The sequence below is a fragment of the Hyphomonas sp. BRH_c22 genome (assembly GCF_000961795.1).
Taxonomy (GTDB): Bacteria; Pseudomonadota; Alphaproteobacteria; order Caulobacterales; family Hyphomonadaceae; genus Hyphomonas.
Map to the genome: position 1 here is coordinate 16801 of NZ_LADU01000099.1, position 25510 is coordinate 42310.

Consider the following 25510-nt stretch of genomic DNA (forward strand, 5'->3'; position numbering starts at 1 on the left):
AATACAGTCGGGATTTCGCAAGTTCGAATGATCGTTCGTAAACAGAATGGTGTTCAACTCTGAAATCCAGAACCTGTTTGCTCCGCAGGGATGAAAGTCATTTCCATTTCTGCTCGACGCCTGGCTCATAATGCGAATGATTCGCTTGCGGAGGACCGGACCGCAAGGTGTCATTGCGATCATTTGCCGGTTCGAAGCATGTCCGCAGGATGGCCGGACGTTGGCCATGGAGGCCGTGTGAGCCTTCGGCAATTCACCGGGATCAGCGGCGCATGAGTTGACTTCCCGAAGGCGTCTCGCCAAGCGTAGCGTCAACACATTACGCTTGCGCACCGCAGGGAGCATTCATGACCGATCCACGCCAGCACATCATGCCCGTCTACCGGCCACCCGAAGAAGTCTTCGTCGAAGGCAAGGGAGCCTATCTTTTCACCGAGGATGGCACTCGCTATCTCGATTTCATTGCGGGTATTGCCGTGACCGCGCTAGGCCATGCCCACCCGGCCCTGGTGGATGCGCTGCGCGACCAGGCCGGGAAGCTGTGGCACACGTCGAACATGTTCCGCGTGCCGGCCGCCGAACAATTGGCTGACAAGATTTGCCGCGACACGTTTGCAGACCGCGTCTTTTTCACAAACTCCGGCACCGAGGCGATCGAATGCGCGATCAAGTCGGCCCGGAAGTATCACTGGGCCAATGGCCGTGAAGAACGCATCGACATCATCACGTTTACCGGCGCCTTCCATGGCCGTTCCATCGGCGCCATCAATGCCGGCGGGAACCCGAAATATCTTGAAGGTTTCGGCCCGGCGCTGCCCGGCTTCGTGCATCTCGAATGGGGTGACCATGACGCGCTGAAGGAAGCGGCCGCCCGCCCGACGGCGGCAGCGGTCCTCGTCGAGCCTGTTCAGGGTGAAGGCGGCGTGCGCGCCATGCCGGACCAGTGCCTCGTCGGGCTGCGCGAGCTATGCGACGAGCACGGGATCCTGCTGATCTATGATGAAGTCCAGTGCGGCATGGGCCGCACGGGCAAACTGTTCGCCCATAACTGGGTTGACGGCGCCGAGCCGGACATTCTCTGCGCCGCGAAGGGCATCGGCGGCGGCTTTCCGTTCGGCGCCTGCCTGACGACCGAAGCCTGCGCCGAGCACATGCAGCCTGGCAGCCACGGCTCGACCTATGGCGGCAACCCGCTGGCCATGGCGGTTGGCAATGTTGTCTGGGACATGATCGCGAACGAGGATTTCCTCGCCGAGGTGCGCCGTGTTTCCGGTACGCTGGCGCAGGGGCTGAAAAGCCTCGCCGACAGCCATCCCGACAAGGTGGAAGGCGTGACGGGCAAAGGCCTGCTGACCGGCCTGAAGATGAAAGCCGATCCGAAAGGCCTGCAGGGCGCGTGCCGCGAAAACAACCTGCTGGTCGGTGTCGCCGGGGCCAATGTGCTGCGTCTTGCACCGCCGCTGATCATCACGGACGCACATGTGCGCGAAGCGACGGGGATCCTTGATGCGGCACTGACGGACTGGCAGCCGGCCTAGTGAAGCAGGGCTAGGAGTTTCGGTGAATAGGCGGCCTTGTTTTCCTGCAGCCTGCGTCTGGAAATCGGGCTGCGCTCAAGCGACTGGCCCGCAAACTTGATCCATGCCGTGCCGTCTGTTCCGGCAAAATGGCTTTTCTGTACCGACAGGTGTTCCAGGTAGTTCAGGAAGAGCTCGGATAGTGTGGCCGCCCTTTCATAGTCCGGATGGCCGGTTTCGATGTCTGCGCCGTCGAAGAAATACTTCCTGAGCTCCGGATAGGTCATCAAATGGGTGCGGAAATCTGCGGCCTGCGAATAGATGGCCGCATGGGCCGTCGTGCGGATCGACTGGCCAAGGCGCCTGATCTGCATGATCACAAAGATAAACCCGGCCAGCGTGATCGCCAGCCCCGATATGTCCACCGCCACGCGAATTGTTTCCGGATCCATTCCCGACATCAGCCTCTCCCCATCTGGTCCATGTCGCAGACTGGCGGGAGAGAGGCTGTTACGTCAAGGCTGGCCAGGCTATCGCTTGGCGCAAGACACGCTAGGATGGCGCCATGAGCAAGATGCGTGCAGCCTGTATCCAGATGCGTTCCGGTGTGGACGTGGCACCGAATATTTCCATGGCGGACGGACTGGTCCGTGAGGCGGTCGGGCAGGGCGCGAAATTCATTGCCACCCCGGAAATGACTAATCTGCTGGACATCCGCCCCGGCATGGCGCGGCCAAAGATCGTTCAGGAGGCGGATGACCGGACATTGGCCGCCATGCGCGCGCTTGCGGCGGAACTCGGTGTCTGGCTGCTGCTTGGTTCAATCGCCGTGACGGTGGACGGCGAAGACCGGTTCGCAAACCGGTCTTTCCTTATCGCGCCGGACGGGACCATTCGCGCACGCTACGACAAGATTCACATGTTCGATGTCGAAGTGGGCGACGGGCAAAGCTATCGCGAATCCCGCGCCTACCGGCCCGGCGAGACTGCCGCGCTGGCCGAGACGGATTTCGGCAAGGTCGGCATGACCATCTGCTATGACGTCCGTTTCCCGCATCTCTATCGCCAGCTGGCGCAGGCCGGCGCATCGATCCTGACGGTGCCTGCCGCCTTTACGCGCGTGACGGGCGAGGCGCATTGGCATGTCCTGCTGCGGGCGCGGGCCATCGAGACGGGCTGTTTCGTGGTCGCGCCTGCACAGGGCGGCAAGCATGAGGACGGACGCGAGACGTTCGGGCACTCGCTGATCATCTCGCCGTGGGGCGAAATCCTGGCCGAGGCCGATCATGCCGAGCCGGGCATCATATGGGCTGATATTGACATTGAGGAGGTCGAGACGGCACGGAGGCGCATTCCGTCCCTTCGCAACGATCAGGACTTTGGCTTGAACGCTTCCGGAAAAGCCTAACGCCCCAGCCGGCGGCGGAATTCCTCATAGCCGAAATTGGAGATCGGCTCGACCGTGCCGTCTTCCCAGCGCACGGCGAGGTTTGCCAGCGGAGTGCCGTTGAACGTGTTCGTCTTGACGAAACTGTAGTGCATCTGGTCGGTGAAGATCAGCTGCTGGCCGGGCACTAGCGGTGCGGAAAAGGAATAGTCGCCGAGCACATCACCGGTCATGCAGGTCTTGCCGCCGAGGCGGTAGGTGTGCGCGAGTTCGCCCGGGTCGCCCGCACCGACAATGTCCGGCCGGTAGGGCACTTCCAGAACGTCGGGCATATGCGTCGAGGCGGAGGCATCGAGGATCGCAAGGTTGAGTTCGTTCCTGTGCAGGGCGAGGACTGTGGCATAGAGCTCGCCGGTATTCACGACGAGGCCCGCGCCGGGCTCCAGCACGACCTCCACGTTGAACTTCGCCTTGAAGGCCCTGATCGCGGCGATCAGCGCATCCACGTCATAGCCGGGCTTGTTGAGGAAATGCCCGCCGCCGAAATTCACGGCCGAGACCTGCTCAATGTATTTGCCGAAATTCTCGGCCACGAATTCGATCAGGCCGACCGAGCCTTCGTGCAGGCTCTCGCAGAGGGCGTGCACATGGAAGATATCGACGCCGGACCAGTCGACGCTGTCCAGCATGTCCGGCACCTCGCCAAAGCGGCTGCCGGGGGCGGTGGGGTTGTAGAGGTCACCGCCGAGCGTGGCATTGGAATAGCCGGGGTTCACCCGCAGGCCGACCTTGCAGCCTGCCTCGCGCGTGATGGCGCCGAAGCGGGAAAGCTGTTCGGCCGAATTGAAATAGATGTGCTGGGCGATCTCGGTGAGGCGTCGCACCTCATCCTCGGTATAGGCGGGCGAATAGACGTGCACTTCCTTGCCGAATTCCTTGTGCCCCATGATGGCTTCGTGCTCGCCGCTGGCTGTCGTGCCATCGAGATAGTCGCGCATCATCGGGAAGACGGCGGGCATTGCGAAGGCCTTGGTGGCGAGCAGGACCTTGCAATCGGCTTCCTCGCGCACACGCGTGGCTGTCTCCAGGTTTGTCCGGAGACGGGCAACGTCGAGGACGAACACGGGCGTGGGGATGCTCTCAGGAATCGATACGGAATTCATGTTCTCGGACTCTTGCAAAATGAGCGCTCATCCTGAGCGAAGTCGAAGGGCGGGCGCGGGCAGAATGATAGCGTACGTAGCCCGGGGCTCGTCCTTCGACTTCGCTCAGGATGAGCCCCACGTTGAAAATCAGGTCTTCACCGCGAAGAGTTCGTCCTGCGCGCCGGGCTCGAGGTCCACGATCGTCGTGGGCAGGCCGCGCCTGGCGACATCATCGAGGAAGGGCTTGGCCGGGAACTGCTCGACGTTGAAGACGCCCTTGCCGCTCCAGATGCCCTTGAAGAACATGGCTGCGCCGGAAACGGGCGGCACGCCGGTCGTGTAGGACACGGCCTGCGCGCTGACTTCCCGGTTCGTCTCGGCATGGTCGGACACGTTGTAGAGCATCTTGGTCAAAGGCTTGCCATCCTTCTTGCCACGGATGATCACGCCGATGCTGGTCTTGCCGGTATAGCCCTCGGCGAGGGACGAGGGCACGGGCAGCAGGTCGCGCAGGAATTCCATCGGAATGATGTCCATGCCCTTGTGCTTGATGGGCTCCAGGCCGATCAGGCCGATGGATTTGAACACTTCAAGGTGCTTGATATAGGCCTCGCCGAACGTCATCCAGAAGCGGATCTGCTTCAGGCCCTTGATGTTCCTGACCAGGCTTTCCTCTTCCTCGTGATAGATGAGGTAGGAGGCGCGGGGGCCGACTTCGGGATAGTCGATATCGCACTTGATGGAGAGGGCGGGGATTTCGATCCACTCGCCGTCTTTCCAGTATTTCCCGTCCTGCGTCACTTCGCGGATGTTGATTTCCGGGTTGAAGTTCGTCGCGAATGTCTTGCCATGGTCGCCGGCATTGCAGTCGACAATGTCGATATACTCGATCTCGTCGAACAGTTCCTGCTGGGCATAGGCGCACCAGATGTTCGACACGCCGGGATCAAAACCGCAGCCGAGAATGGCGGTGATGCCTTTCTCGACAAACCTGTCGTGATAGGCCCACTGCCAGCTATATTCGAACTTGGCGACGTCACGCGGCTCATAGTTCGCAGTGTCCATATAGTTGGTGCCGGTCTCGACGCAGGCATCCATGATCGGCAGGTCCTGATAAGGCAGGGCCATGTTGATCAACAGGTCCGGTTTCACCTTGTTGATGAGCGCGACGACCTCGGCGACATTGTCGGCATCGACCTGCGCGATCTCGATCGGTGTCTTGCAGAGTTTTGCCACTTTCTCGCAGCTTTCGATGCGGCGCGAGGCAAGCGTGATGTGCTTGAACGTGTCGCGGTCCATGGCGCATTTCTGCGCGACGACAGACCCGGCAGCGCCGGCGCCTATGATGAGTACGGTGTCCATTAGTCCTGTCTCTCCTGAAACTAGAGGGGCCGGTGGGCTTGCCCGTCACATAGGGCAAACCGGAGGGCTTCGCCAGTGGAGAGATGTGGGCGGATGGCGCGGGGCAGCCGCGCCATCCGGATTGCCGCAACGCTGGAAATGGCGTTTGGGAGGAAACGCGCGTATCCGCCTCCGGCGCTGCGGCAAAGGTTTGGCTCAGGCCGCGCGGAGGGGCGGGTCGAGCCGGGAAATTTCATCGGTCAGCCACGCATAGTGGCGTTCCAGGCGGGTCACCATGGCGATTTCAATCTCGGACCGGCAGGCGAGTTCCTCGCGCCACGCCTCCAGCACGCGCACCTGCTGCTTTAGCCAGCAAAGCATCGCGCTATCGTCTATGGGCATGCACATTGTCAGGGTCTCCAATCTGATATTTGCGACTCATTCTCAATTAAATTTTGCATAGCGCGCCTCTGTTTGCAACTCATTCTCAAAAAATGACGCATTCGTAACGGAAAGCTGAGCTGAACTTGCGGTTTACTGGCGCTTGGCCATGAAACGCGCTATGCCCCGCGCTTCGTTTTCAACGGGAGCGCTCGCGCATGCATTCAGATTCAGCCCCTCGCCACTTCCTCGACATCTGGCACCTCGATTCGGCTGAGCTGCGCGCCATTCTGGATGAGGCCCATCGGGCAAAGAAGGCGCGGGCCGGCTGGCCAAAAGGCCGGGTGGATACGGGCGCGCCGCTGGAAGGCCACACACTGGCCATGATCTTCGAGAAATCGTCCACGCGGACGCGCTTTTCGTTTGATATGGCGATGCGCCAGTTGGGTGGGTCTTCGATTACGGCAACCAGCAACGACATGCAGCTTGGCCGCGGGGAGACAATCGAAGACACGGCGCGCGTGCTCAGCCGGTATGTCGATGCCGTGATGATCCGCGCGAACGATCACACCGATGTCGAGACATTTGCCGAATTTTCCAGCGTGCCCGTCATCAACGGGCTGACAGACCGCTCGCACCCTTGCCAGATCATGGCCGATCTTCAGACGCTGGAAGAGAGCGGCCTGACCCTGCGCGGATCGCGCATCGCCTGGGTTGGCGACGGCAACAATGTCTGCGCGAGCTTCCTGCACGCGGCTGGGAAGTTCGGTTTCTCGCTGGCCGTGGGCACGCCGCAACGGTTTGCGCCGGATGACGAGGATGTCGAGATCGCCCGCGAGATGCAGGCGCGGATCGACCTCTATGAAACAGCCGAGGAAGCGGTCGCGGGGGCTGATGTCGTCATCGCCGATACCTTTGTTTCGATGGGCGACCAGGACGCCGAGCGGCGCCTCGAAATACTCGAACCCTACGCCGTGACCGAAGACCTGATGGAACTGGCGGCCGGCGGTGTAAAATTCCTGCATTGCCTGCCAGCCCACAGGGGCGAGGAAGTTGACGCGGAAGTGATCGACGGACCGAGCTCGCTCGTCTGGGACGAGGCTGAAAACCGTCTGCATGCCCAGAAGGCCATCCTGCGCTGGTGCCTCGACAAATAGGCTTCAATCCTGCGACCGCGCGTCTCCGAGGCCTGGCGTGGCTGGCAGCGGAATAATCACGAATGCGCGAACCCGCTGGCGTGAATCATGTGCCTGTGGCTACACAGGGCGCATGGCTGACACGATCTTTCCGCGCGCGAAATTCTCCGATCCCTTCACCACGGCGAAGGGCGAGACCCGTGCCAGTGTCGACTGGCGGGGGCTGAAGACGCTATGGCTGAACACCGGCACGCTTTGTAATATCGAATGCGCAAACTGCTACATCCTGAGTTCGCCGACCAATGACCGTCTCGTCTACCTGAGAGAGGCGGACGTGACGCCGTTCCTGGATGAAATCGAAACGCTCGGAGAGGGTCCAAAGGAAATCGGCATCACCGGCGGCGAGCCGTTCATGTGCCCGGAAATACTGCAGATCATGGAGGCCGTCCTCACGCGCGGGCATCGGTTGTTGCTTCTGACCAATGCCATGCGGCCGATGATGCGGCCACGTATCCAGGCGGGCCTTCAGGACCTGCAGGCGCGTTTCGGTGACCAGATGACCCTGCGTGTCTCGCTCGATTCCCATAGTGAGGCAGCCCACGATGCCGAGCGGGGAGAGGGGGCGTTTGCGGAGGCGTGCAGAGGGGTGGCATGGCTGGGTGAGCAGGGGGTAAGGGTGGCCCTGGCGGGGCGGCAGGCCCTGACCGAGGATGAAAACTACGCCCGCGAGGCTTATGGCCAACTGGCACGGCATCTCGGCCTTTCACTCGATCCGTCCGATCAAACGCAGCTCGTGCTGTTCCCGGAGATGATTGCGCGCGATGATCCGCCGGAGATCACGACGGCCTGCTGGCAGATCCTGTCCAAGGACCCGGCCGACATCATGTGCGCCACCCAGCGCATGGTCATTCGCCGCAAGGGAGCCGACCGGGCGACGGTCACGGCGTGCACCCTGCTCGTCGATGATCCGGCCTTCGAACTCGGTGCGTCACTGGCCGAGGCGACGGCAGAGCCCGTGCGCCTGAACCATGCCTGGTGCGCCAGCTTTTGCGTCCTCGGTGGCGGCAGCTGCTCAGCCTGACAGGCCTCCCCCTTGCCGCACCGCCCCGGCGCTGCCACATGGGGGCCTTCACCCGCCCCGCCGGAAAGCGACCCCATGCCCGATACTGCCCGTCCTGACAGCGATTTTGTCGTCAACTTCCAGATCGACCAGCGCCCCGTGCGCGGCCGCGCCGTCCGCATGGGCGCCGAAAGCCTGTCACCCATCCTGCATCGCCACGACTATCCGCCCCATCTGGCCCGCATCCTGGGCGAGGCTGTCACTCTGGCCGCAATGGTCGGCGCGTCGCTGAAATTCGAAGGCCGGATCCTGGTCCAGGCCGAAGGCGATGGTCCGGTGTCCATGCTGGTCGGCGAATATCGCACCGACGGAGGCGTGCGCGGCTATGCCAAGTTTGACGCCGATCGCTGGGCCCACCTTGAGAAGGTCAACAAGGGCGCAGCCCCGCACATGCCACAGCTGTTCGGACCCACCGGGCGCCTTGCGCTGATCCTGATCCAGAACGATCCATCGGTTGCGCCCTATCAGGGCATTGTGCCGCTGGAAAAAGGTACGCTGTCGGAATGCGCCGAAGACTATTTCGCTCAGTCCGAGCAGGTGCCCAGCCGGATCAAGCTGACCATTGCGGAACTCGACCGGAAAGGCGAAGCGCCGATCTGGGTGTCGGGTGGCATGCTGGTGCAGCGCATCGCAAGTGACGAGGCGCGTGGCGACACGTCAGAGGTGTGGCGCGAAGCCGAGGCCCTGTTCGGCACGCTCAGCGACGCTGAACTTGTCGACCCGGACCTGGCCATGCCGGACCTCCTGTTCCGCCTGTTCCATGAACAGGGTGTGCGGATGGAAGACCGGGTCGGCCTTGTCGACAGTTGCACCTGCAACGAGGAACGCCTCATCGGCACGCTGCAATCCATGCCGGATGACGCACTGCGCGAAATGGTCGAGCCCGACGGCACGCTGGCCATCGACTGCCAGTTCTGTTCGCGTCACTATGTGGTGCCGATCGGGCAAGTCACCGGCAAGGTCAGCTGATCACCCTGGCAGGATTCCTGCGGGTTGCTGGCGCGCCCGGACTATTCGTCCGGGCCGTCCATGCCGAGGATGATCTGCGCATAGCCCTTTGACAGCCGGCCCATGTTCTCGACCGAGATGCGTTCATTCGTGCCATGAAATCCGGTCAGATCGGCTGGCGTCATGATGGCAGGGGCGAAACGGTAGATACTGCTGGAAATGGCGGCGGCGTAGCGGGAGTCGGTTGCGCCAAGCACCAGGCCTGGGGCCACGGGCGCGCCATTGCCCGTAACCTCGGCGACGCTTGCCAGCACGGCGTAGGCGCGGTTGTCGGTCGGGGAGACGGGGGATGCGGGGCTGTTGATGCCTTCGCCACCCGTCTCGACATCGATCCCGTCAATTCCGGAGGTGACATCCTTCACGTGCTGGATCACGTCATCCGGCGTATCGTTTGGATGCACGCGGAAGTTCACCGTCGCGACGGCGCGCTGCGGCAGGACGTTTTCCTTTGCCGAGCCGCGCAACATGGTTGGTGCGGTCGTGGTCCTGACCATGGCGTTACCGGCGGAATTCTTCGCGAGGGAGGATTCGACCATTCCCTGGAACAGCCAGAGGTTTGCCATGGCCATGCGCTGGGCAAAGGGCATGTCCTTTCCGGCGGCGCGGAAAAGGTCCGATACAGGCGGTTTGGAAAAATCGGCCGGCATCTGGTTCTCTTCGAGCGCCAGAATGGCTCTTGCGAGGTTGACGTTTGCGGAGTTGCGGGGCGGCGTGGACGAGTGCCCCCCTTGCGCAACGGCCGTCACATTGACGGTCACATAGCCTTTCTCGGCGATCCCGATAATGCCCATCGGCTTGCCGGACAGGGGCGACGGATCGATGATCATGAAGCCCTCGTCGAGTACCATTTCAGGTTCCACGCCGCGGGATTTGAGCAGGGCGACGCCCGCCTCCGCACCTGAGCCGGATACTTCCTCGTCATGTCCGAACATGAAGAGAACGGTGCGCTTCGGTTTGAAGCCGGAGACCGCGAGCGCTTCTGCCGCTTCCATGAGGCCGACTAGGTTGCCCTTGTCGTCGATTGCACCGCGGCCATAGACAAAGCCGTCAATGATCTCGCCAGCAAAGGGGGCGCCGGTCCAGTCGGACTCCGTGCCCATATTGACCGGAACGACGTCCTGGTGCGCCATCAGCAGGATAGGTTTCAGCGACGGATCGCTTCCCTGCCATGTGTAGAGGAGGGTCAGCGTGCCGGGCACGATTTCGCGGGTCATGGCGGCATGCGCGGCAGGATAGGTTTCAGACAGCCAGTCGTGCAACGCCAGCCATTCGCCCTCCTGGCCAGGACGCGGATCCCCGCCCGCCAGGGTGACCGTCTTGAACTGGATGATTTCGGACAAGTGCCGGGCAGCTGATTCTGCTGAAACTGCGGGTGCGTCTGGCAACTCCACCCGCTGGCCGACCGGTTCGCCGCCATAGGAGAACGTCCGGACGAGAATGATTCCGACGATAAGCACGATCAGTGCCGCCGTCCCCAAGATCAGTTTTTTCAGCATGTCCAGTCCACCCTTGTCGATTTTGACCCGGACGGTTGCGGCTCCCGCGACGTCCGTCAAGGCTTCGCAGGGCAAAAAAATGACTTGGCCGTCACGAATTACGTGGGCAATTTGGCGGGATGACCCAGACGACACCACAACGCCTGTCTCTTCCCCGCGTGCTCGCCTTTTCCAGCCTCAGTATTCCACTCGCCGGAGTGGGGCTGCCGCTCGCCGTGTACCTGTCACCGCTCTATGCCAATGAGGTGGGCCTCGGGCTGGAAATGACCGGCCTCCTGTTCATGCTCTTGCGGTTCTGGGACATCTTCACCGATCCGGTCATGGGCTATCTGGTGGATCGCTATCGCAGCCCGCTGGGGCGCGTACGCCACTGGATACTGCTGAGCATTCCGCTGCTCGCGGTCGCGACCTTCTTTATCTACATGCCGCCGCGCACGGGGGTTGGTCCCGCTTACTTCATTGGGTGGATGGCGCTGTTCTATGTCGGCTTCACCCTGCTGCAGACATCTCGCTCAGCCTGGGTGCCGGCGATTGCGACGACCTATGACGAACGCTCCCGCCTGTTCCTGTGGCCGGAGATAATCAGCACATTGTCGATGCTGACACTGCTCGCGCTGCCGGCGCTGTTGCCCTTGTTCGGATTTGAACTGGACCGTTTTGCACAGGTCGCGGTGATGGGCGGTGTTTTGCTCGTGTCCCTGCCTGTGGCGGGCGCCCTGTCCTTCTTCTTCGTGCCGGACCGGCCCGTGCCGGGCGATCAGGGACATGCGATGAAGTTCGAGCTGAAACCGCTCCTCGGCGCGCTGAAGAACCAGATGTTCGGCCGCCTGCTTGCGATGGAACTGCTGGCCGGGACGGCCATTGCCGTCACGGCCGCGAACTACCTGTTTGTCGCCGAATACGTGTTCGGGCTGAGCGATGGCCAGTCCAGCCTGATCCTGATGATCTTCTTCATCACGGCGGTTGCGGCCATGCCGCTATGGTTGTTGCTGGCCAAACGGACGGAAAAGAATGTCGCTTTCCGCGCAGCGACTATGATGTCGGCGCTCAGCTACATCCTCTACTATTTGTTTGGTCAGGTTGGCGGGTTCGGGCCTCTGCTTGTTGGCGCCATTATCAACGGCGCTGCGTTCAGCGCACCGATCATCCTGACGCGATCCATGACCGCAGATGTCGTGGAATGGCATGCCTCCCGGACCGGGGAGAACCGCGCCGGGATCTATTATTCGATCCTGACCAGCGCCTACAAGACAGGCTCCAGCCTTGCGTTTGGTGTCGGTTACCTGATGGTAGGCCAGTTGGCGGGGTTCCATCCGGGCCAGCCGAACACGCCTGAAGCCATCAACGGATTGCTGATGATCTTCTGCCTGCTGCCCGGCGTGCTGTATCTAGGCGCGTCGATTGCGTCCTGGACCTATCCGCTGTCGCGCGCGATGCAGCAGGATGTGGCCAAGAGCCTCGATCCGCGCGGGCCTCAGATGCTCGACTAGAAGCCGCTCCCGGGCTTCGCGAGATACGCGGCTTCCTGGGCTGTGGTTTCCCGCGCCAGTGTCTCGTTTCGATGCGGAAACCGGTCAAATTGCTCAATCACAGCCTTGTGGGCATAGGCATACTCGAGTGTCGTCTCGGCGAGTTGCCTGAAATCGCTGCGCGCATCCTTTACCAGCGCGGAAAACATCTCGACCGCGCGGGTCTGGTCGCCGATATCCTCGGAGTGTTCGAGCGGGAGATAGAAAAAGATACGTTCGACCTCACTGAGCGAGAGGTCCTCGCGAAGGGACAGGCCTTCCTTGCAGAGGCGAAGCGCCAGCGCGTCTTGTGAAAAGGCGCGGGGGCTGCCGCGAAACATGTTCCGGCTGAACTGATCCAGCACGATGATCGCAGCGAGTCGCTCGCTCGCACCGCGCACGGCCCAGTCGTCAGCCAGGGCCCCGGCAGCCAGGGTTTCGAGGAGAGGAAGGAATCTGACGCGGATATCGGCGTCTATTTCCTCGGATTTGCCAAACCACATCTTGTTCTTGATGCCCGCCTCTTCAGCGGACGATGCAGCGTCGCCGATCCAGAAAGCGATCACGTCGGACGGGGAAGGCAGGTTTGTCATGTGGCGGGCCTCTTTGCGACGACCATGAAGTTGACCGATGCGTCCGATGTCAGCTTCCACGAACCAGACAGGGGACGGTAGGAGACGCCGATGGCGGGTTCAGGCTGCATTCCGGCGGCAAGGAGGGCGGCGCGGACCTCGTCGGGCGTAACAAACTTCGACCAGTCATGCGTCCCGCGCGGCAGCCATCCGAGTACATACTCTGCGCCGATGACGGCCGTGGCGAGGGCCTTGGCGGTACGGTTCAGGGTTGCAACGATCATCAGGCCGCCCGGGCGGACGAGCGAGGCGGTATCCTTGAGGAAGTCGTGTGCATCGGCGACATGTTCGACCACTTCCAGGTTCAGCACGATGTCGAACGGCGGCTCGCCTGAATCGATCAGTCCTTCTGCCGTGCCGGCGCGGTAATCAATGGCCAGACCCTGTTCCTGTGCGTGCGTCAGGGCCGTCTTGATGTTCGCCTCGGAGGCATCGACACCCGTCACGGCCGCGCCGAGGCGCGACATGGGCTCGCAGACCAATCCTCCGCCGCAGCCTATATCCAGCAGGCGCAGACCTTCCAGCGGCTTCGTCTGGCCGCCCGGAATCGCAAAATGCGCCTCGGCTGTTTCGCGGATGAATCTCAGCCGTACCGGGTTAAACTGATGTAGTGGCTTGAATTTTCCGGTCGGGTTCCACCAATCGGCAGCCATGGCAGAGAACTTGGCAACTTCAGTTGCGTCGATGCTCGGCGTGCTTGGCGCGGCGCGAGAGCCTTCAATTGTTTTTACCATCCTGTGGCGTTCCCGTTTGATCCGAGATGAACTTAACCCTATGAGGGCGCAGATAAAGGGCAATCCCTACAGTGCACAGGATATGGGGCGAAATGGCGCGTACGGTTCTGAAATTTGGCGGTACTTCGGTCGGGGATCTCGACCGCATTGCGAACGTGGCTGACATTGTCGCTGACCGTGCAGCGCGTGGCGAGCATATGGCGGTGGTCGTTTCGGCCATGGCGGGCGAGACAAACAAGCTGGTGGCCTTTGCCGAAGGAGCTGCCGGACCTGACCTGCCGCGCGAGGACTTCCACGACGAGTATGACGTGATCGTTGCCTCTGGCGAGCAGGTCACCGCCGGTCTTCTCGCGCTGGCCCTCCGGCGCCGCGGGCTCAAGGCGCGCAGCTGGCTCGGCTGGCAGTTGCGACTCAAGACTGACGAAGACCATGGCCGCGCCCGTATTCTCGGTTTCGAGAATAGCGGCCTGCCGGAATCGATCGACCGGGGCGAAATTGCCGTGGTTGCCGGATTCCAGGGCGTGACGGATGACGACCGTGTGGCAACGCTTGGCCGGGGCGGTTCCGATACGAGCGCGGTGGCCGTGGCCGCGGCCCTGAATGCCAAGGTGTGTGACATCTACACGGATGTGGACGGCGTCTACACGACCGATCCGCGCATGGTGCCGAAGGCCCAGCGGATCCCCAAAATATCTTACGAAGAGATGCTCGAAATGGCGTCGCTCGGCGCGAAGGTTCTGCAGACCCGGTCTGTGGAACTCGCCATGAACCATAATGTACCGGTACGGGTTCTATCCAGCTTCCTGAAGCCAGGTGAGCCCAATCCCGGAACCCTTGTCTGCTCAGAGGATGAAATCGTGGAAAAACAGGTTGTTAGCGGTGTTGCCTATTCACGCGACGAAGCGAAGGTCACACTGTACGGGGTGGCCGACAAGCCCGGCGTTTCGGCCAAGATCTTCTCGGCGCTCGCGCGTGCCGGCGTCAATGTCGACATGATCGTCCAGGCCAATGCGCGCGGCCCGGAACGGGCCAACATGGTGTTCACCTGTACGGACCGTGACAGTCCGATCGCCAAGGAAACGCTTGAGAAGATGGCGGACGACATAGGCTATGAACAGCTTGAAGTGACGCGGGACGTCTCCAAGATATCCATTATCGGTGTCGGCATGAAGAGTCATACGGGCGTCGCAGAGACCATGTTCACGGCCTTGTACGAGAAGGGCATCAATATTGATGTCATTTCGACCTCGGAGATCAAAATTTCGGTATTGATTGCTGCACCTTACACCGAATTGGCCGTTCGGGCCCTTCATACGGCCTTCGGGCTTGACGCGGTGTAAACCGGACTGCGACACTTGGGAGAACCATGCCCTATAACCTGCCGGCCACGCGTCTCCTGATGAATCGCCTCCGCCAGGTGATGGCGGAAGATGGTGATACGCGATTTCGGCTGGACCAGGTCGTCAGGCTGATCGCCTCGACAATGGTCGCGGACGTTTGTTCGATTTACCTGCGCCTCCCGGGCGGCGAATTGCTGCTGATCGCGACCGAGGGCCTGAAGCCTGAGGCGGTATCGACCACGCGTCTCGCTCCGAATGAGGGCCTGGTAGGCCTCGTTGCCAGGCGTGCTGAGGCCATGGCCATCCAGGATGCGCCGCGTCACCCGTCATTCTCCTACCGGCCGGAAACAGGCGAAGATCCCTTCCACGCCTTTCTTGGCATGCCCATCCTGCGGGGCGGGCGCGTCCTTGGCGTCCTGACGGTCCAGAACCGCACCGAGCGGGCCTATGGTGACGATGAGATCGATACATTGCAGACCATCGCGATGGTGCTGGCGGAAATCGTCGACCGGATGGACCCGGAGCACATGTCGAATGGCGACATGTCCAAACGCGAGCGCAAACTGGCGTCGCTCACCGGGCGGGTGCTTTGCGAAGGCCTGGGATATGGCCGCGCCGTGCTGCATGATCCCGTCGTCCCGGCTGCGAAGTTTTTTGCCGCCGATCAGAACCTGGAAGCCTTGCGGCTGACCGAAGCCCTGAAGGGACTGAAAGAGGCGATCGACCAGATGATGGCGCTGGATGGCGCCGCCTTGGGCGACGATCCGCGGGACGTGATGGAAACCTATCGCCTGCTGGCACACGACCCGTCCTGGGCCGAAAAGCTCCGCGAGGGCGTCAGGTCGGGGCTTTCGGCCGAAGCATCCGTCGACCGGGCGCGCCGCGAGCACCGCGCGCGCCTGCAGAGCGCCCGCGATCCGTACCTGCGTGAGCGCCTGAATGACCTTGAGGACCTCGACAACCGCCTGCTTAGGGTTCTGGCAGGCGATGATGGCAAGCCGCAGATCAACGAAGAGCGCAGCGTGCTGGTCGCCCGGCGCCTCGGTCCCGCCGAACTGCTTGACTATGCCAATGCCGGTTTGCGCGCGATCCTGATGGAAGAGGCGGCGGTGTCGTCTCATGCTGCCATCGTGGCCCGTGCCCTTGGCATCCCGACTCTTGGCGGGATCGAGGGCCTCACCACCCGCATTGACCAGGGCGACTGGGTGATCGTGGACGCCGAGAAGGGCACGCTGCACATCCGTCCCGATGACTCGCTCTACGATGCTTACAAGGGCCGGGTTGCGTTGCGCTCCGAGCGTCAGGCGACCTATGCTGCGCTGCGCGGACTGCCGTCCAAGACGAAGGACGGCACCCAGGTTTCGCTATACCTGAATGCGGGCCTCGATCTCGACATGGACATGCTCGATCAGGTCGGCGCCGATGGGGTCGGGCTGTTCAGGACGGAATTCCAGTTTCTCGTGTCCGAGACGCTGCCGCGGCTGGATGACCAGGTGGCGCTGTACCGGCGTGTGCTGGACCGCGCTGCGGGCAAGCGGGTCATTTTCCGCACGGTGGATCTTGGCGGCGACAAGGTCTTGCCGGCGCTCAATACGACCCGGGAGGAGAATCCGGCGCTCGGATGGCGCTCCATCCGTTTCGCTCTGGACCACAAGGGCCTGTTCCGGCGCCAGTTGCGGGCGCTCGTCAGGGCAGCCGGGACCGGACCGCTCACGGTCATGTTCCCGATGGTGACCGTGCCGAGCGAGTTTTTCGAGGCGCGTGACTTGCTGATGAAGGAAGTAGAATGGACCGAGGCACGGTCAGGCAAGCGCCCCTCCGTGCTTGAAATCGGTGTCATGCTGGAGACACCTGCGCTGGCATTCAGCCTGTCCGAACTCGCCGGCGAAGTCGACTTCCTGTCCGTCGGCACGAATGACCTGATGCAGTTTTTCTTTGCGGCCGATCGGATGACGCCGACAGTCTCCGACCGGTACGATCTGGTCAGTCCTGCGGGCATGCGGTTTCTCAAGCAGGTTTCCGAAGACTGCGCCACGCATTCGATCCGCATGTCGGCGTGTGGCGAAGCGACGGCCTCTCCCCTGTCGGCGCTCTGTTTCCTGGCGCTTGGATTTCATGCGCTTTCGATGCCTGCCGCCGCTATTGGTCCGGTCAAGCGTATGGTAAGATCTGTTCATCTTGGGGCATTCCGGCGGGATTTCCTTGAGGTGCTGGACACGCCAGACGGTGCGTTCCGTAACCAAGTATTAGCTTTGGCGGCGGATCATCGGGTGGAATTGTCCGACGGTTGAGGCTGTCTGGTCCTAAATTTACCATGTTTCTGGACCAGGAATTGCTCGTCTAACAGGCGAATACACTGACTGGCGGCTGGATTGGAAGAATATGGGACACGAAGAAACCCCCAACGCGCACGATTCCGAAATGCACGCTCCCTCACGTGCGATTGCAAGTGGAACGGGCCGTACGTCAGAGGATCCGCGCGCGCCAGCGCCGCAAGCGCAGCCAGCTGAACCCGTGGACATGCGTGCCGTAGCGCTCGAGATATTCAAGACCCGGAAATTTGAAGGCGAAAGCCTGCGTATGGGCCAGGTCCTCCGCCGTGTTCGCGAAACGCTTGGCCTCAACATTGCCGATGTTTCCCGCAAGTCGCTATTGCGTCAGGATTTCCTGATGTGGATCGAGCGGATGGAAATCGGCCAGATTCCCAAGGGTTACCTGACGCCTTACCTGCGGGCCTATTGTGCCGAACTCGGTTTGCCTGACAGCGAAGTTATCGCGCAATACACGCACGAATGCGGTGCGGTGTCGGAAGTCAGGAATTCCGCCCCGGTTCCGAAAATTGGCGATATCGCACCGCCAAAGCCCAAATGGCCGCTGATGGCGGCCACCGCTGCCGTGCTTACACTGCTGGCGGGTGGTGCGATTGGCCTGACGCAAGTGATCAAGCCGGCGCCTGAACTCGCACCCGCTCCGGCGATTGTCGCGGTCAATGGTGCCCGCCACAGCCTGTTCGACGATGCAAACGATGCCAGCCGGCCATTGCCGACGCATCTCCCGCTTGAGCTTGTTGCCGCTCGCCCGGCATGGGTTGAAGTGCGCGGCGCGGACGGCACGATATTCAGAAGCCGTGTGATGGCGGCGGGCGAGACCTATTTCCCGCGCCTCGATGCAGGCTGGACGGTGTCGGCCAAGGATGGCGGCGCGTTCCAGTGGCGTCTCGGCGATGCGGTGATCGGTCCATTGGGTCCGGACGCGACGCCGGTCTTCTCGGTCAGTGTTGACCAGAAGCTTGCCGAAGCCGCCGATACGGCTGCGCCGACCGTGGCATCGAACGGTGCAAACAAGGCAACCCGCTAGTCTGCGACGCAGTCGGGGCTTTACCTTGACCGCCCGGCACGCCACATCAAGGGCAGCAGCGACCCGCAGGGAGACTCACGTCCGATGACCCACAATCCGATCCGGCCTTGGCGCAATATTGACCGGCGCATCTCACGCAAGATCCGCGTTGGCTCGGTGGAAGTCGGCGGGGACGCGCCGATTGCGGTCCAGTCGATGACCAATACGCCGACACACGACGCTGCGGCGACGATTGGCCAGATCCTGCGCATGGAAGATGCAGGCGTCGATATCGTCCGCGTGTCGTGCCCTGACCAGGAGTCGACGGCGGCCCTGAACGAGATCGTCCGCAATGTCGGCGTGCCGATCGTGGCGGACATCCATTTCCACTACAAGCGCGGTATCGAGGCGGCTGATGCAGGCGCAGCGTGTCTCCGCATCAATCCGGGCAATATCGGCTCGGTTGAGCGGGTCCGTGAAGTGGTGGCCGCAGCGCGGGCAAACGGGTGTTCGATGCGGATCGGGGTCAATGGCGGGTCGCTTGAGCGCCATTTGCTTGAAAAATACGGCGAGCCTTGCCCTGAAGCGATGGTCGAGAGCGCATTGGATCATGCCCGGATCCTCGATGATCTCGGCTTTCATGAATACAAGATCAGCGTCAAGGCGTCGGACATGTTCCTGACCGTCGCGGCTTACCAGCAGCTGGCGGAGGCAACGGATGCACCGCTTCATCTGGGTATCACCGAAGCGGGCGGCCTGCGGACCGGCACAGTGAAGTCATCGATCGGCATGGGCAGCCTGCTCTGGGCGGGGATTGGCGACACGATACGCGTATCGCTTTCGGCTGACCCGGTCGAAGAGGTGAAGGTCGGCTACGAGATGCTGAAATCGCTCGGCCTTCGGACGCGGGGGGTCAACATTATCGCCTGTCCATCATGTGCACGGCAGGGTTTCGACGTGATTTCGACTGTCGAGACGCTGGAAAAGCGTCTCGCGCATATTTCCGAACCAATTTCGCTGTCGATCATCGGCTGCGTCGTCAACGGACCGGGAGAGGCCGCGATGACAGATCTTGGCTTTACCGGCGGCGGGGCCGAATCCGGCATGATGTATGCGGCGGGCAAGCCGGACCGGAAAGTCGGCAATGCGACCATGGTCGAGGAAATCGTTCAGGCCGTTGAAGAGAAAGCCAGAAAGCTGCGCGAAGCGCGCGAGGCCGCAGCCATCGCGGCTGAATAAAAACGTTTTCGTGAAGGGACTGCCCTTTCCGTCGAAGGACGATAAGAATTCGGCCAATGCTTCAGCTGGCTTAAGGGCGATTTCCGAATGATCTGGTTTCTCAAGCGGATTCCGCTTCTCCTCCTGATCGGCCTGATGGCCCTGATCATGTCCAACTGCACCATGCTTGGCCTGAACTATGCGAGCCTGGAGACCGGCAACAAACCCGTGCCCCAGCCGCCGCTGAGGGCGACTGCGTTCGCGGAGAACTCTGCCCCGCGAGAGGCGCTGAAGCGGGCCTTCGAAGACACGCTATATGGGCCATGGCCCGAAGGCATGCCTGTGTCGCATGGTGCCTGGCGCGTGGTGGATGCTGACTATCTTGATGGGCGCGGCATGCTGGAAGAGATCGAGATCACAGTCGGGTCAGGGCCTGGCGCGCGGTCCTTTCATCTCGTGACAGCCTTCCCGAATGCCGTTCAGGCTGGCCCACTCGTGATCAGTCAGACGTTTTCGGGCAATTGCGATGTATTTCCCGGCAGTCCGGTCACCGCATCCGATGGCGTGATCTGCGACGGGCCTGAAATGACAGGGATCGTCGGATTCCTGGCGACCCAGGTTTTTGGCACCTATATCGCGGAAGCGCCCGTGTCCCGGTATTTCGACGCGGGGCTTGCATATGCGAGCTTTTATGCCAGCGAACTCGTGCCCGACCGCAACGGGGAAGCCCAATCGGTGATGGCCGGCATGGGTGGTCCCGTGAACCCGACCAGTGCGCTGATGGCGTGGGCCTACGGTTTTTCGGCGGCCCTCGATGTGCTTGAGGCCGATCCTCGGATTGATGCCCGCCGCACCGCCCTGATGGGCCACTCGCGGCATGGGAAATCGGCACTGATCGCTGGCGTGTGGGACAGGCGCGTGGATGCCGTGATTGCCCACCAGTCCGGATTCGCCGGAGCGTCATTGTCGCGCTCGGAAACGGGAGAAGGTCTCGTTCGCATGGCAAAGAGTTATCCGCACTGGCTGGCGCCGACGGTACAGCTCTATCTGGATGACCTTTCCAGCCTGCCGGTCGAGCAGCACGAATTGCTGGCGCTTCTCGGGCCCACGCCCGTTCTGCTGGGCAATGGCCGGCGTGACGTGTGGTCGGATCCGAACTCGTCCTATCGCGCGGCGCAGGCGGCCTCCGATGTCTACGAGATGGGAGGCGCGAAGGGTTTGACAGCCAATGGCATGCGGTCATTCGATCCCGATGCGGGCCTCGCATTCTGGATGCGCCCGGGCGGACATAGCGTCGTGTCCGAAGACATCGACGCGTTCACCGCCTTTCTGGCAGCGCATCTCGGCCAGCCTGTGATCCGCGAAACAGCTGTTCAAACTGCAGATTGCCCCGTAGCTTCCTCAATTATAACAAATGTGGGAGGGGCAAAATGTCCGTAACTGTTGAACTGCTGAAACCCGTTCTGGCGCTGGTTTGCTGGACGCTTGTGATGTGGCTGTGGATGTACGCCACGCGGATTCCGGCCATGCAAAAGGCCAATATCGATCCGGATTTGGCTCGCCACCCTGGCACATATGGTGACAAGCTGCCAGCGAATGTCCGGTCGGTTGCCGATAATTACAACCATCTGCATGAACAGCCGACGATCTTCTATGCCCTCATGTTCTTTGCCGCGCTGACGGGCGGCGAAGGGCATTTCATGGTGCTGGCGGCATGGATTTACGTCGGCCTGCGCGTGCTGCATTCCTTTGTCCAGATCCTGCAGCCGAAAGTGGTCCTGCGCTTCGCCGTGTTCGCGCTGGCGTCCATCACGCTGATTGTAATGGCCGTGCGCGAAGTGCTCCGAATCTTCGTCTAGGTGCAATATGTGGCAGCGAGGGCGCTTCACGCGCCCTCAAAACCGCTCTAAAGGGCGGCCATGGCCACTATTTCCCCTTCCAGACTGCAACAAGTCATCGACCGGTTCGAACAGGTCGAAGCCCGCATGGGCGCGGCAACCGAGACAGCGGAAATAATTTCCCTGTCGAAGGAGCACGCTGAACTCAAACCCGTTGTCGACAAGGCCCGCGAGCTGATGTCGGCCCGTCGGGAACTGCGTGAAGCTGAAGCCCTCATTTCAAGCGGTGATGCCGACATGGTCGAGCTCGCCCGCGCCGAAGTCGAGGACCTCAAGGACCGCCTGCCGGCGCTGGAACAGGAAGTCCAGGTTTTGCTCCTGCCCAAGGATGTCGATGACAAGGCTGACATCGTGATGGAATTGCGGGCCGGGACGGGCGGTGACGAAGCGGCGCTATTCGCGGGCGACCTGTTCCGGATGTATTCCCGGTATTTCCAGATCATGGGCTGGAAAGTGGATATCGTCGACGCCTCTGAGGGCGACGCTGGCGGCTACAAGGAATTGATCGTCAATGTGTCCGGCGACGGCGTGTTCGGGCATATGAAATGGGAGAGCGGTGTGCACCGTGTCCAGCGCGTGCCGGCGACCGAAACGCAGGGACGCATACACACGTCTGCCGCTACCGTGGCTGTTCTGCCGGCGCCGGAAAATGTCGAGATTGACGTGCGTCCCGAAGACATCCGTATTGATACAATGCGCTCGTCAGGCGCAGGTGGACAGCACGTCAACACGACCGACTCCGCGGTGCGCATCACGCACTTGCCGACGGGTATCGTAGCGACAAGCTCCGAGAAGTCGCAGCACGTGAACCGCGAAAAGGCGATGGAGCAGCTCAAGATCCGCCTCTATGAACGCGAACGCTCTGCCAAGGACGCTGAGCGCGCCGAAGCACGCGCGAACCAGATCGGATCAGGCGACCGAAGCCAGAAAGTGCGGACGTATAATTTCCCCGAAAACCGCCTCACAGACCACCGCATCGGGCTGACACTGTATTCACTGGACCGGATCATTTCCGGCGATAAGTTGCCGGATGTGATCGAGGCGCTGATAACCGAGGATCAAGCCAGGAAACTCGCTGCGATGGATGCGCAATAGGGCATCGGGAGACAGGAAAAGCGGCATGAAGACGATGGTTAGCTTTTTGCTTGGTGCGCTGGCCCTGACGGCCTGCATGTCCCGGCCACCAGAGGAAATTCGTGTCAGTGGCAATCGGATCTTCATGCCCATCAGCATAAACGGCGAACCCGCCGAGGCATTGATGGATTCCGGAGCGGAAATGACGCTGGTGGACGCCGCCTTCGCAGACCGCCTTGACCTTGCTGGGGCGGGCACGGACCAGGCGAAAGGAACGGGCGCCACTGAGGTCGAGGTCCAGTTCGCGCAAGGCGTCAGCCTTGAGGCGGCCGGTAACAGGATGGACGATCAGGCGATTGCGATTCTCGACCTCGAAGACATTGCCAACCGCGTGGTCGGTGAGCCTGTGACCGTCATCATGGGCCGGGAATTATTCGATGCCGGACGGTATTATCTCGACATCGAAGCTGGCCGGTTCCACCAGGTGCCAGATGATTTCCAGCCGCGGGGAATGCTTGTCAACTTGTCCGATGCCAATGGCATCAAGCAGATGCCGGTCAGCTTCAATGGCGCAGCGCCGGTGCAGGCGGACTTCGATCTTGGCAATGGCAGTGAAATCCTGCTGAGCGAAGAATTTGCACGGGCGGCGGGCCTGCTGACGGCAGACCGCATCCTCGGCATTAAACAAGGCGGCGGCCTGGGAGGGCCAGTGGAGCGCACATTGGTGCGGATCGACAGCCTGTCGATTGCAGGCGTCGAAGTACACGACCTCATCGCGGCCGTCGCGCCATCCGCGGATGGCGCTGACGCCAATGTCGGCGTGTCGGTCCTGCGTGACTTCATCATGGTGATCGACTTTCCGGGCAATCGGCTCTGGCTTGAGCCAAGGCCGTGAACGCGGGAGTCCGATACGGCGATATCGTCAGAACGGGCGCGCGGCATCTGGCCGAAGCCGGCATTGATGACGCATACTTTGAAGCAAGGCTGCTGATGCGGGTCATTACCGGGATGAGCGCCGCCCGCTGGATCATGTCGGAACAGGACGCTGCACCGCCTGTCATTGCTGAGCGCTATGAGCGGATGATCCGTGAGCGCATGACCCGCCGCCCGCTGCAGCATATTCTCGGCACGACTGAGTTCTACGGGCTCGAATTCCTGTCAGACGCGCGCGCGCTCATTCCCAGGTCTGACAGCGAGACGGTCGTCGAAGCAGCGCTTGACTTGCTAACGCCTGATCGTCCTGTGCTGGTCGCTGATCTCGGCATGGGTTCGGGATGCCTGCTTGCCGCGATTCTTGCCAATCGAGTCGAGGCACGAGGCGTCGGGGTGGAGGCGAGCCCTGACGCGGCCAGCCTCGCACGGGAAAACCTCTGCCGTCTCGGCCTTGATGTCCGCGCCACTGTGTTTGAAGGGTCGTGGGTAGACTGGACGGGCTGGGGGCAGGCGGATCTCGTCATCTCGAACCCCCCCTATATTTGCAGCGCCCTTATCGAAACCCTGGAGCCCGAGGTGCGCCATCATGATCCGATCGCCGCGCTGGATGGTGGAACGGATGGGCTCGACGCCTATCGTGAATTGACCGTGCTTGCGCGGCGGAAACTCAAGCCGGGCACGCCGCTGGTGCTGGAGATTGGATTCGACCAGAAAGAGGATGTGCAGGAGATATTGTCCGGTGCCGGGATGGTTAACATCGGCAGTTGCCCGGATCTGAGCGGCAATGACCGTGTTGTCTGGGCGATTCAGCCGCGCTCCTGACACGCACATTTCCGCTTGGCGGAGCGCATATTACAGGCTAGAACCTATGCGTGAGGTGTTGGAAGCCGCTTAAGGCAAGTCTGCTCCACCCTCGTCAGACTCGCGCAAATACGGGGCTCGGCCAGAAATCCTTAGGCCATTGCGTTGGGAATTGCCTGCAAGACACGCAGGCGCATGAAACGGGATACACATTCATGAAACGCTCACGCGGGCGCAATCGTCGCTCAGGCGGTACTAGCAGTAACAACAATCACAACAATCCGAACCGGCACTATGAAAGTGTCGGTCCGGACGTAAAGATCCGTGGGTCCGCCCAGCAGGTTCTTGAAAAATATCAGCAATATGCCAGGGACGCCCATACCAGCGGCGACCGCGTATTGTCTGAAGCGTATTTCCAGTTTGCAGAACACTATCAGCGGATCGTGGCCAAGCAGCTGGAAGCCAAGGACAAGCAGCAGCAACCACAGCCGCGCAGCGGCCGTGATGACCGGGACAACCGGCGCGATGATCGTGATAACCGCAATGATGGCTCTGATGACGATTCCGATTCGGACAATCGCCAGGAACGGGAAGAAGCTTCGGTTGAAGTCACCTCACGGTCGAATCGCAATGACGAGGCCGATGAGGCTGAGGCAACGTCCGATACGCCAGATTCCTTCAAGGTGATTGATGGTGATGAGGCGAATGCATCTGATGCCGCTTCCGAACGGAAGCCCAAACCAGTTTCTGATCGTCCGAAATCGCGTCGTAAGCCCTATCGCGCCAAGGAAGCCTCCGATGAGCCAGAAGCGGTGACTGATGGGGTCATGAAGACCTTGTCACGTGGTCGCCGCAAGACTGCGCCTGATGCTTCGGAAGACGTGTCTCGCGCTGACGACGCCGCCGAGACCACTGCAGACTAGGCTCGCGCGAAGTGCCAGGCGTGCGTCAGGACTTAGTGATACGGCGCGCCGTACTCGAAGATGCAGAGCCGCTGCAGGCGCTTGGCATCGAATCATTCGTGGCAGCGTTCGGTCACCTGTATTCGCGATACGATCTCGATGCCTTTCTCGGTGACAACTATGGCCTGGAGAGCTGGCAACGCCAGGTGTCGCGACCGGACCGGCCGATCTGGATTGCCGAATCGGCCGATCACTCGCTCGCAGGCTATGCTCAGGCGAGCCCCTGTGACCTTCCGGTGGACCCCATGCCGAAGGGCGCACTCCAGCTGCGACGGCTATATGTGCGCCCGGATATCCTGTCACTTGGTGTCGGCGCCGCGCTGATGGAGCCGGTACTCGATTGGGTTGAGGAGGCGGGCCGTCCGCCCCTGTTCCTCGGAGTCTGGTCCGAAAACCTGAAAGCCCAGAAATTCTATAGCCGCTACGGCTTCACCAAGGTCGGCGAATACGATTTTCACGTTGGCGCCCAGGTTGACCGCGAGTTCATTCTCCGGCGCGATTGAAGTTGTCGCAGGCTGCATGCCTTGCAGAGTTCCCTGTCCC

The 25510-nt window shown here is 61.5% G+C and carries 24 protein-coding genes; 17 read left to right on the forward strand and 7 right to left on the reverse strand.

Annotated features, from left to right (window positions below):
* Nucleotides 1-347 precede the first annotated feature (347 nt).
* On the forward strand, nucleotides 348-1538 hold the full coding sequence (locus VR74_RS13755) for an aspartate aminotransferase family protein (RefSeq protein WP_045697752.1): 1191 nt from the start codon (nucleotides 348-350) through the stop codon (nucleotides 1536-1538).
* On the opposite strand, the gene VR74_RS13760 is transcribed toward VR74_RS13755, so the two are convergent.
* Entirely contained in the window at nucleotides 1535-1978 is a 444-nt protein-coding gene (locus VR74_RS13760) for a hypothetical protein (protein ID WP_299950578.1), read from the reverse strand. The two genes, VR74_RS13755 and VR74_RS13760, sit on opposite strands and share 4 nt — an antisense overlap.
* 104 nt (nucleotides 1979-2082) lie before the next feature.
* Between VR74_RS13760 and VR74_RS13765 the strand changes: the two genes are divergently transcribed.
* Nucleotides 2083-2925 (forward strand): carbon-nitrogen hydrolase family protein, encoded by an 843-nt coding sequence (locus VR74_RS13765; RefSeq protein ID WP_045697756.1) that lies wholly within the window; start codon nucleotides 2083-2085, stop codon nucleotides 2923-2925.
* On the opposite strand, the gene VR74_RS13770 is transcribed toward VR74_RS13765, so the two are convergent.
* The 3 genes from VR74_RS13770 to VR74_RS13780 all read right to left on the reverse strand — a co-directional run bounded on the left by VR74_RS13770 (nucleotide 2922) and on the right by VR74_RS13780 (nucleotide 5792).
* On the reverse strand, nucleotides 2922-4067 hold the full coding sequence (locus VR74_RS13770; protein WP_045697759.1) for a carboxynorspermidine decarboxylase: 1146 nt from the start codon (nucleotides 4065-4067) through the stop codon (nucleotides 2922-2924). The genes VR74_RS13765 and VR74_RS13770 overlap by 4 nt on opposite strands.
* Before the next feature lie 129 nt (nucleotides 4068-4196).
* Complete coding sequence (locus VR74_RS13775) at nucleotides 4197-5411, reverse strand: saccharopine dehydrogenase family protein (RefSeq protein ID WP_045697761.1); 1215 nt, start codon at nucleotides 5409-5411, stop codon at nucleotides 4197-4199.
* A 195-nt stretch (nucleotides 5412-5606) separates the two neighbouring features.
* On the reverse strand, nucleotides 5607-5792 hold the full coding sequence (locus VR74_RS13780) for a hypothetical protein (RefSeq protein WP_299950582.1): 186 nt from the start codon (nucleotides 5790-5792) through the stop codon (nucleotides 5607-5609).
* 197 nt (nucleotides 5793-5989) lie between these two features.
* Here VR74_RS13780 and argF point away from each other — a divergent pair, with 197 nt between their 5' ends.
* The 3 genes from argF to VR74_RS13795 all read left to right on the forward strand — a co-directional run bounded on the left by argF (nucleotide 5990) and on the right by VR74_RS13795 (nucleotide 8996).
* Complete coding sequence (gene argF, locus VR74_RS13785) at nucleotides 5990-6928, forward strand: ornithine carbamoyltransferase (RefSeq protein WP_045697765.1); 939 nt, start codon at nucleotides 5990-5992, stop codon at nucleotides 6926-6928.
* A gap of 112 nt (nucleotides 6929-7040) precedes the next feature.
* Nucleotides 7041-7988, forward strand: a complete 948-nt coding sequence (locus tag VR74_RS13790; RefSeq protein WP_045697766.1) for a radical SAM protein — start codon at nucleotides 7041-7043, stop codon at nucleotides 7986-7988.
* Between the two features lie 75 nt (nucleotides 7989-8063).
* Nucleotides 8064-8996, forward strand: a complete 933-nt coding sequence (locus VR74_RS13795; protein WP_045697767.1) for an Hsp33 family molecular chaperone HslO — start codon at nucleotides 8064-8066, stop codon at nucleotides 8994-8996.
* Between the two features lie 41 nt (nucleotides 8997-9037).
* Here VR74_RS13795 and VR74_RS13800 read toward each other — a convergent pair whose 3' ends face one another.
* On the reverse strand, nucleotides 9038-10531 hold the full coding sequence (locus VR74_RS13800) for a M20 family peptidase (protein ID WP_045697829.1): 1494 nt from the start codon (nucleotides 10529-10531) through the stop codon (nucleotides 9038-9040).
* A 119-nt stretch (nucleotides 10532-10650) separates the two neighbouring features.
* On the opposite strand from VR74_RS13800, the gene VR74_RS13805 reads away from it, so the two are divergent.
* Nucleotides 10651-12021, forward strand: coding sequence for an MFS transporter (locus VR74_RS13805; protein WP_045697768.1), 1371 nt, complete (start codon nucleotides 10651-10653; stop codon nucleotides 12019-12021).
* Here the strand turns inward: VR74_RS13805 and VR74_RS13810 are convergent.
* Together VR74_RS13810 and ubiG are read right to left on the reverse strand one after the other, a co-directional pair.
* Nucleotides 12018-12632, reverse strand: a complete 615-nt coding sequence (locus tag VR74_RS13810; RefSeq protein WP_299950584.1) for a DUF924 family protein — start codon at nucleotides 12630-12632, stop codon at nucleotides 12018-12020. The genes VR74_RS13805 and VR74_RS13810 overlap by 4 nt on opposite strands.
* Nucleotides 12629-13405, reverse strand: a complete 777-nt coding sequence (ubiG, locus tag VR74_RS13815) for a bifunctional 2-polyprenyl-6-hydroxyphenol methylase/3-demethylubiquinol 3-O-methyltransferase UbiG (RefSeq protein WP_045697770.1) — start codon at nucleotides 13403-13405, stop codon at nucleotides 12629-12631. Before ubiG ends, VR74_RS13810 begins: the two co-directional genes overlap by 4 nt.
* Before the next feature lie 92 nt (nucleotides 13406-13497).
* On the opposite strand from ubiG, the gene VR74_RS13820 reads away from it, so the two are divergent.
* The 11 genes from VR74_RS13820 to VR74_RS13870 all read left to right on the forward strand — a co-directional run bounded on the left by VR74_RS13820 (nucleotide 13498) and on the right by VR74_RS13870 (nucleotide 25470).
* Nucleotides 13498-14745 carry an aspartate kinase gene (locus VR74_RS13820; RefSeq protein WP_045697772.1) on the forward strand — a complete coding sequence of 416 codons (1248 nt, stop codon included), beginning with the start codon at nucleotides 13498-13500 and terminating at the stop codon, nucleotides 14743-14745.
* Nucleotides 14746-14771: 26 nt separating this feature from the next.
* The gene (gene ptsP / locus VR74_RS13825) at nucleotides 14772-17036 is read left to right on the forward strand and encodes a phosphoenolpyruvate--protein phosphotransferase (protein WP_045697773.1); all 2265 of its coding nucleotides are present in this window, start codon (nucleotides 14772-14774) and stop codon (nucleotides 17034-17036) included.
* A 91-nt stretch (nucleotides 17037-17127) separates the two neighbouring features.
* Complete coding sequence (locus VR74_RS13830; RefSeq protein WP_045697775.1) at nucleotides 17128-18102, forward strand: helix-turn-helix domain-containing protein; 975 nt, start codon at nucleotides 17128-17130, stop codon at nucleotides 18100-18102.
* 84 nt (nucleotides 18103-18186) lie between these two features.
* Nucleotides 18187-19320, forward strand: coding sequence for a flavodoxin-dependent (E)-4-hydroxy-3-methylbut-2-enyl-diphosphate synthase (gene ispG / locus VR74_RS13835; RefSeq protein ID WP_045697777.1), 1134 nt, complete (start codon nucleotides 18187-18189; stop codon nucleotides 19318-19320).
* Nucleotides 19321-19407: 87 nt separating this feature from the next.
* Nucleotides 19408-20739 carry a hypothetical protein gene (locus tag VR74_RS21090; RefSeq protein WP_299950587.1) on the forward strand — a complete coding sequence of 444 codons (1332 nt, stop codon included), beginning with the start codon at nucleotides 19408-19410 and terminating at the stop codon, nucleotides 20737-20739.
* Nucleotides 20730-21158 carry an MAPEG family protein gene (locus VR74_RS13845; RefSeq protein WP_045697778.1) on the forward strand — a complete coding sequence of 143 codons (429 nt, stop codon included), beginning with the start codon at nucleotides 20730-20732 and terminating at the stop codon, nucleotides 21156-21158. Before VR74_RS21090 ends, VR74_RS13845 begins: the two co-directional genes overlap by 10 nt.
* 60 nt (nucleotides 21159-21218) lie before the next feature.
* On the forward strand, nucleotides 21219-22292 hold the full coding sequence (gene prfA / locus VR74_RS13850; protein ID WP_045697780.1) for a peptide chain release factor 1: 1074 nt from the start codon (nucleotides 21219-21221) through the stop codon (nucleotides 22290-22292).
* 25 nt (nucleotides 22293-22317) lie between these two features.
* The gene (locus VR74_RS13855) at nucleotides 22318-23166 is read left to right on the forward strand and encodes a pepsin/retropepsin-like aspartic protease family protein (protein ID WP_045697782.1); all 849 of its coding nucleotides are present in this window, start codon (nucleotides 22318-22320) and stop codon (nucleotides 23164-23166) included.
* Complete coding sequence (gene prmC, locus VR74_RS13860; RefSeq protein WP_045697784.1) at nucleotides 23163-24026, forward strand: peptide chain release factor N(5)-glutamine methyltransferase; 864 nt, start codon at nucleotides 23163-23165, stop codon at nucleotides 24024-24026. Before VR74_RS13855 ends, prmC begins: the two co-directional genes overlap by 4 nt.
* Nucleotides 24027-24220: 194 nt before the next feature.
* Nucleotides 24221-24928 carry a DUF4167 domain-containing protein gene (locus tag VR74_RS21095; RefSeq protein WP_299950590.1) on the forward strand — a complete coding sequence of 236 codons (708 nt, stop codon included), beginning with the start codon at nucleotides 24221-24223 and terminating at the stop codon, nucleotides 24926-24928.
* A 20-nt stretch (nucleotides 24929-24948) separates the two neighbouring features.
* On the forward strand, nucleotides 24949-25470 hold the full coding sequence (locus tag VR74_RS13870; protein WP_299950593.1) for a GNAT family N-acetyltransferase: 522 nt from the start codon (nucleotides 24949-24951) through the stop codon (nucleotides 25468-25470).
* Nucleotides 25471-25510 lie beyond the last annotated feature (40 nt).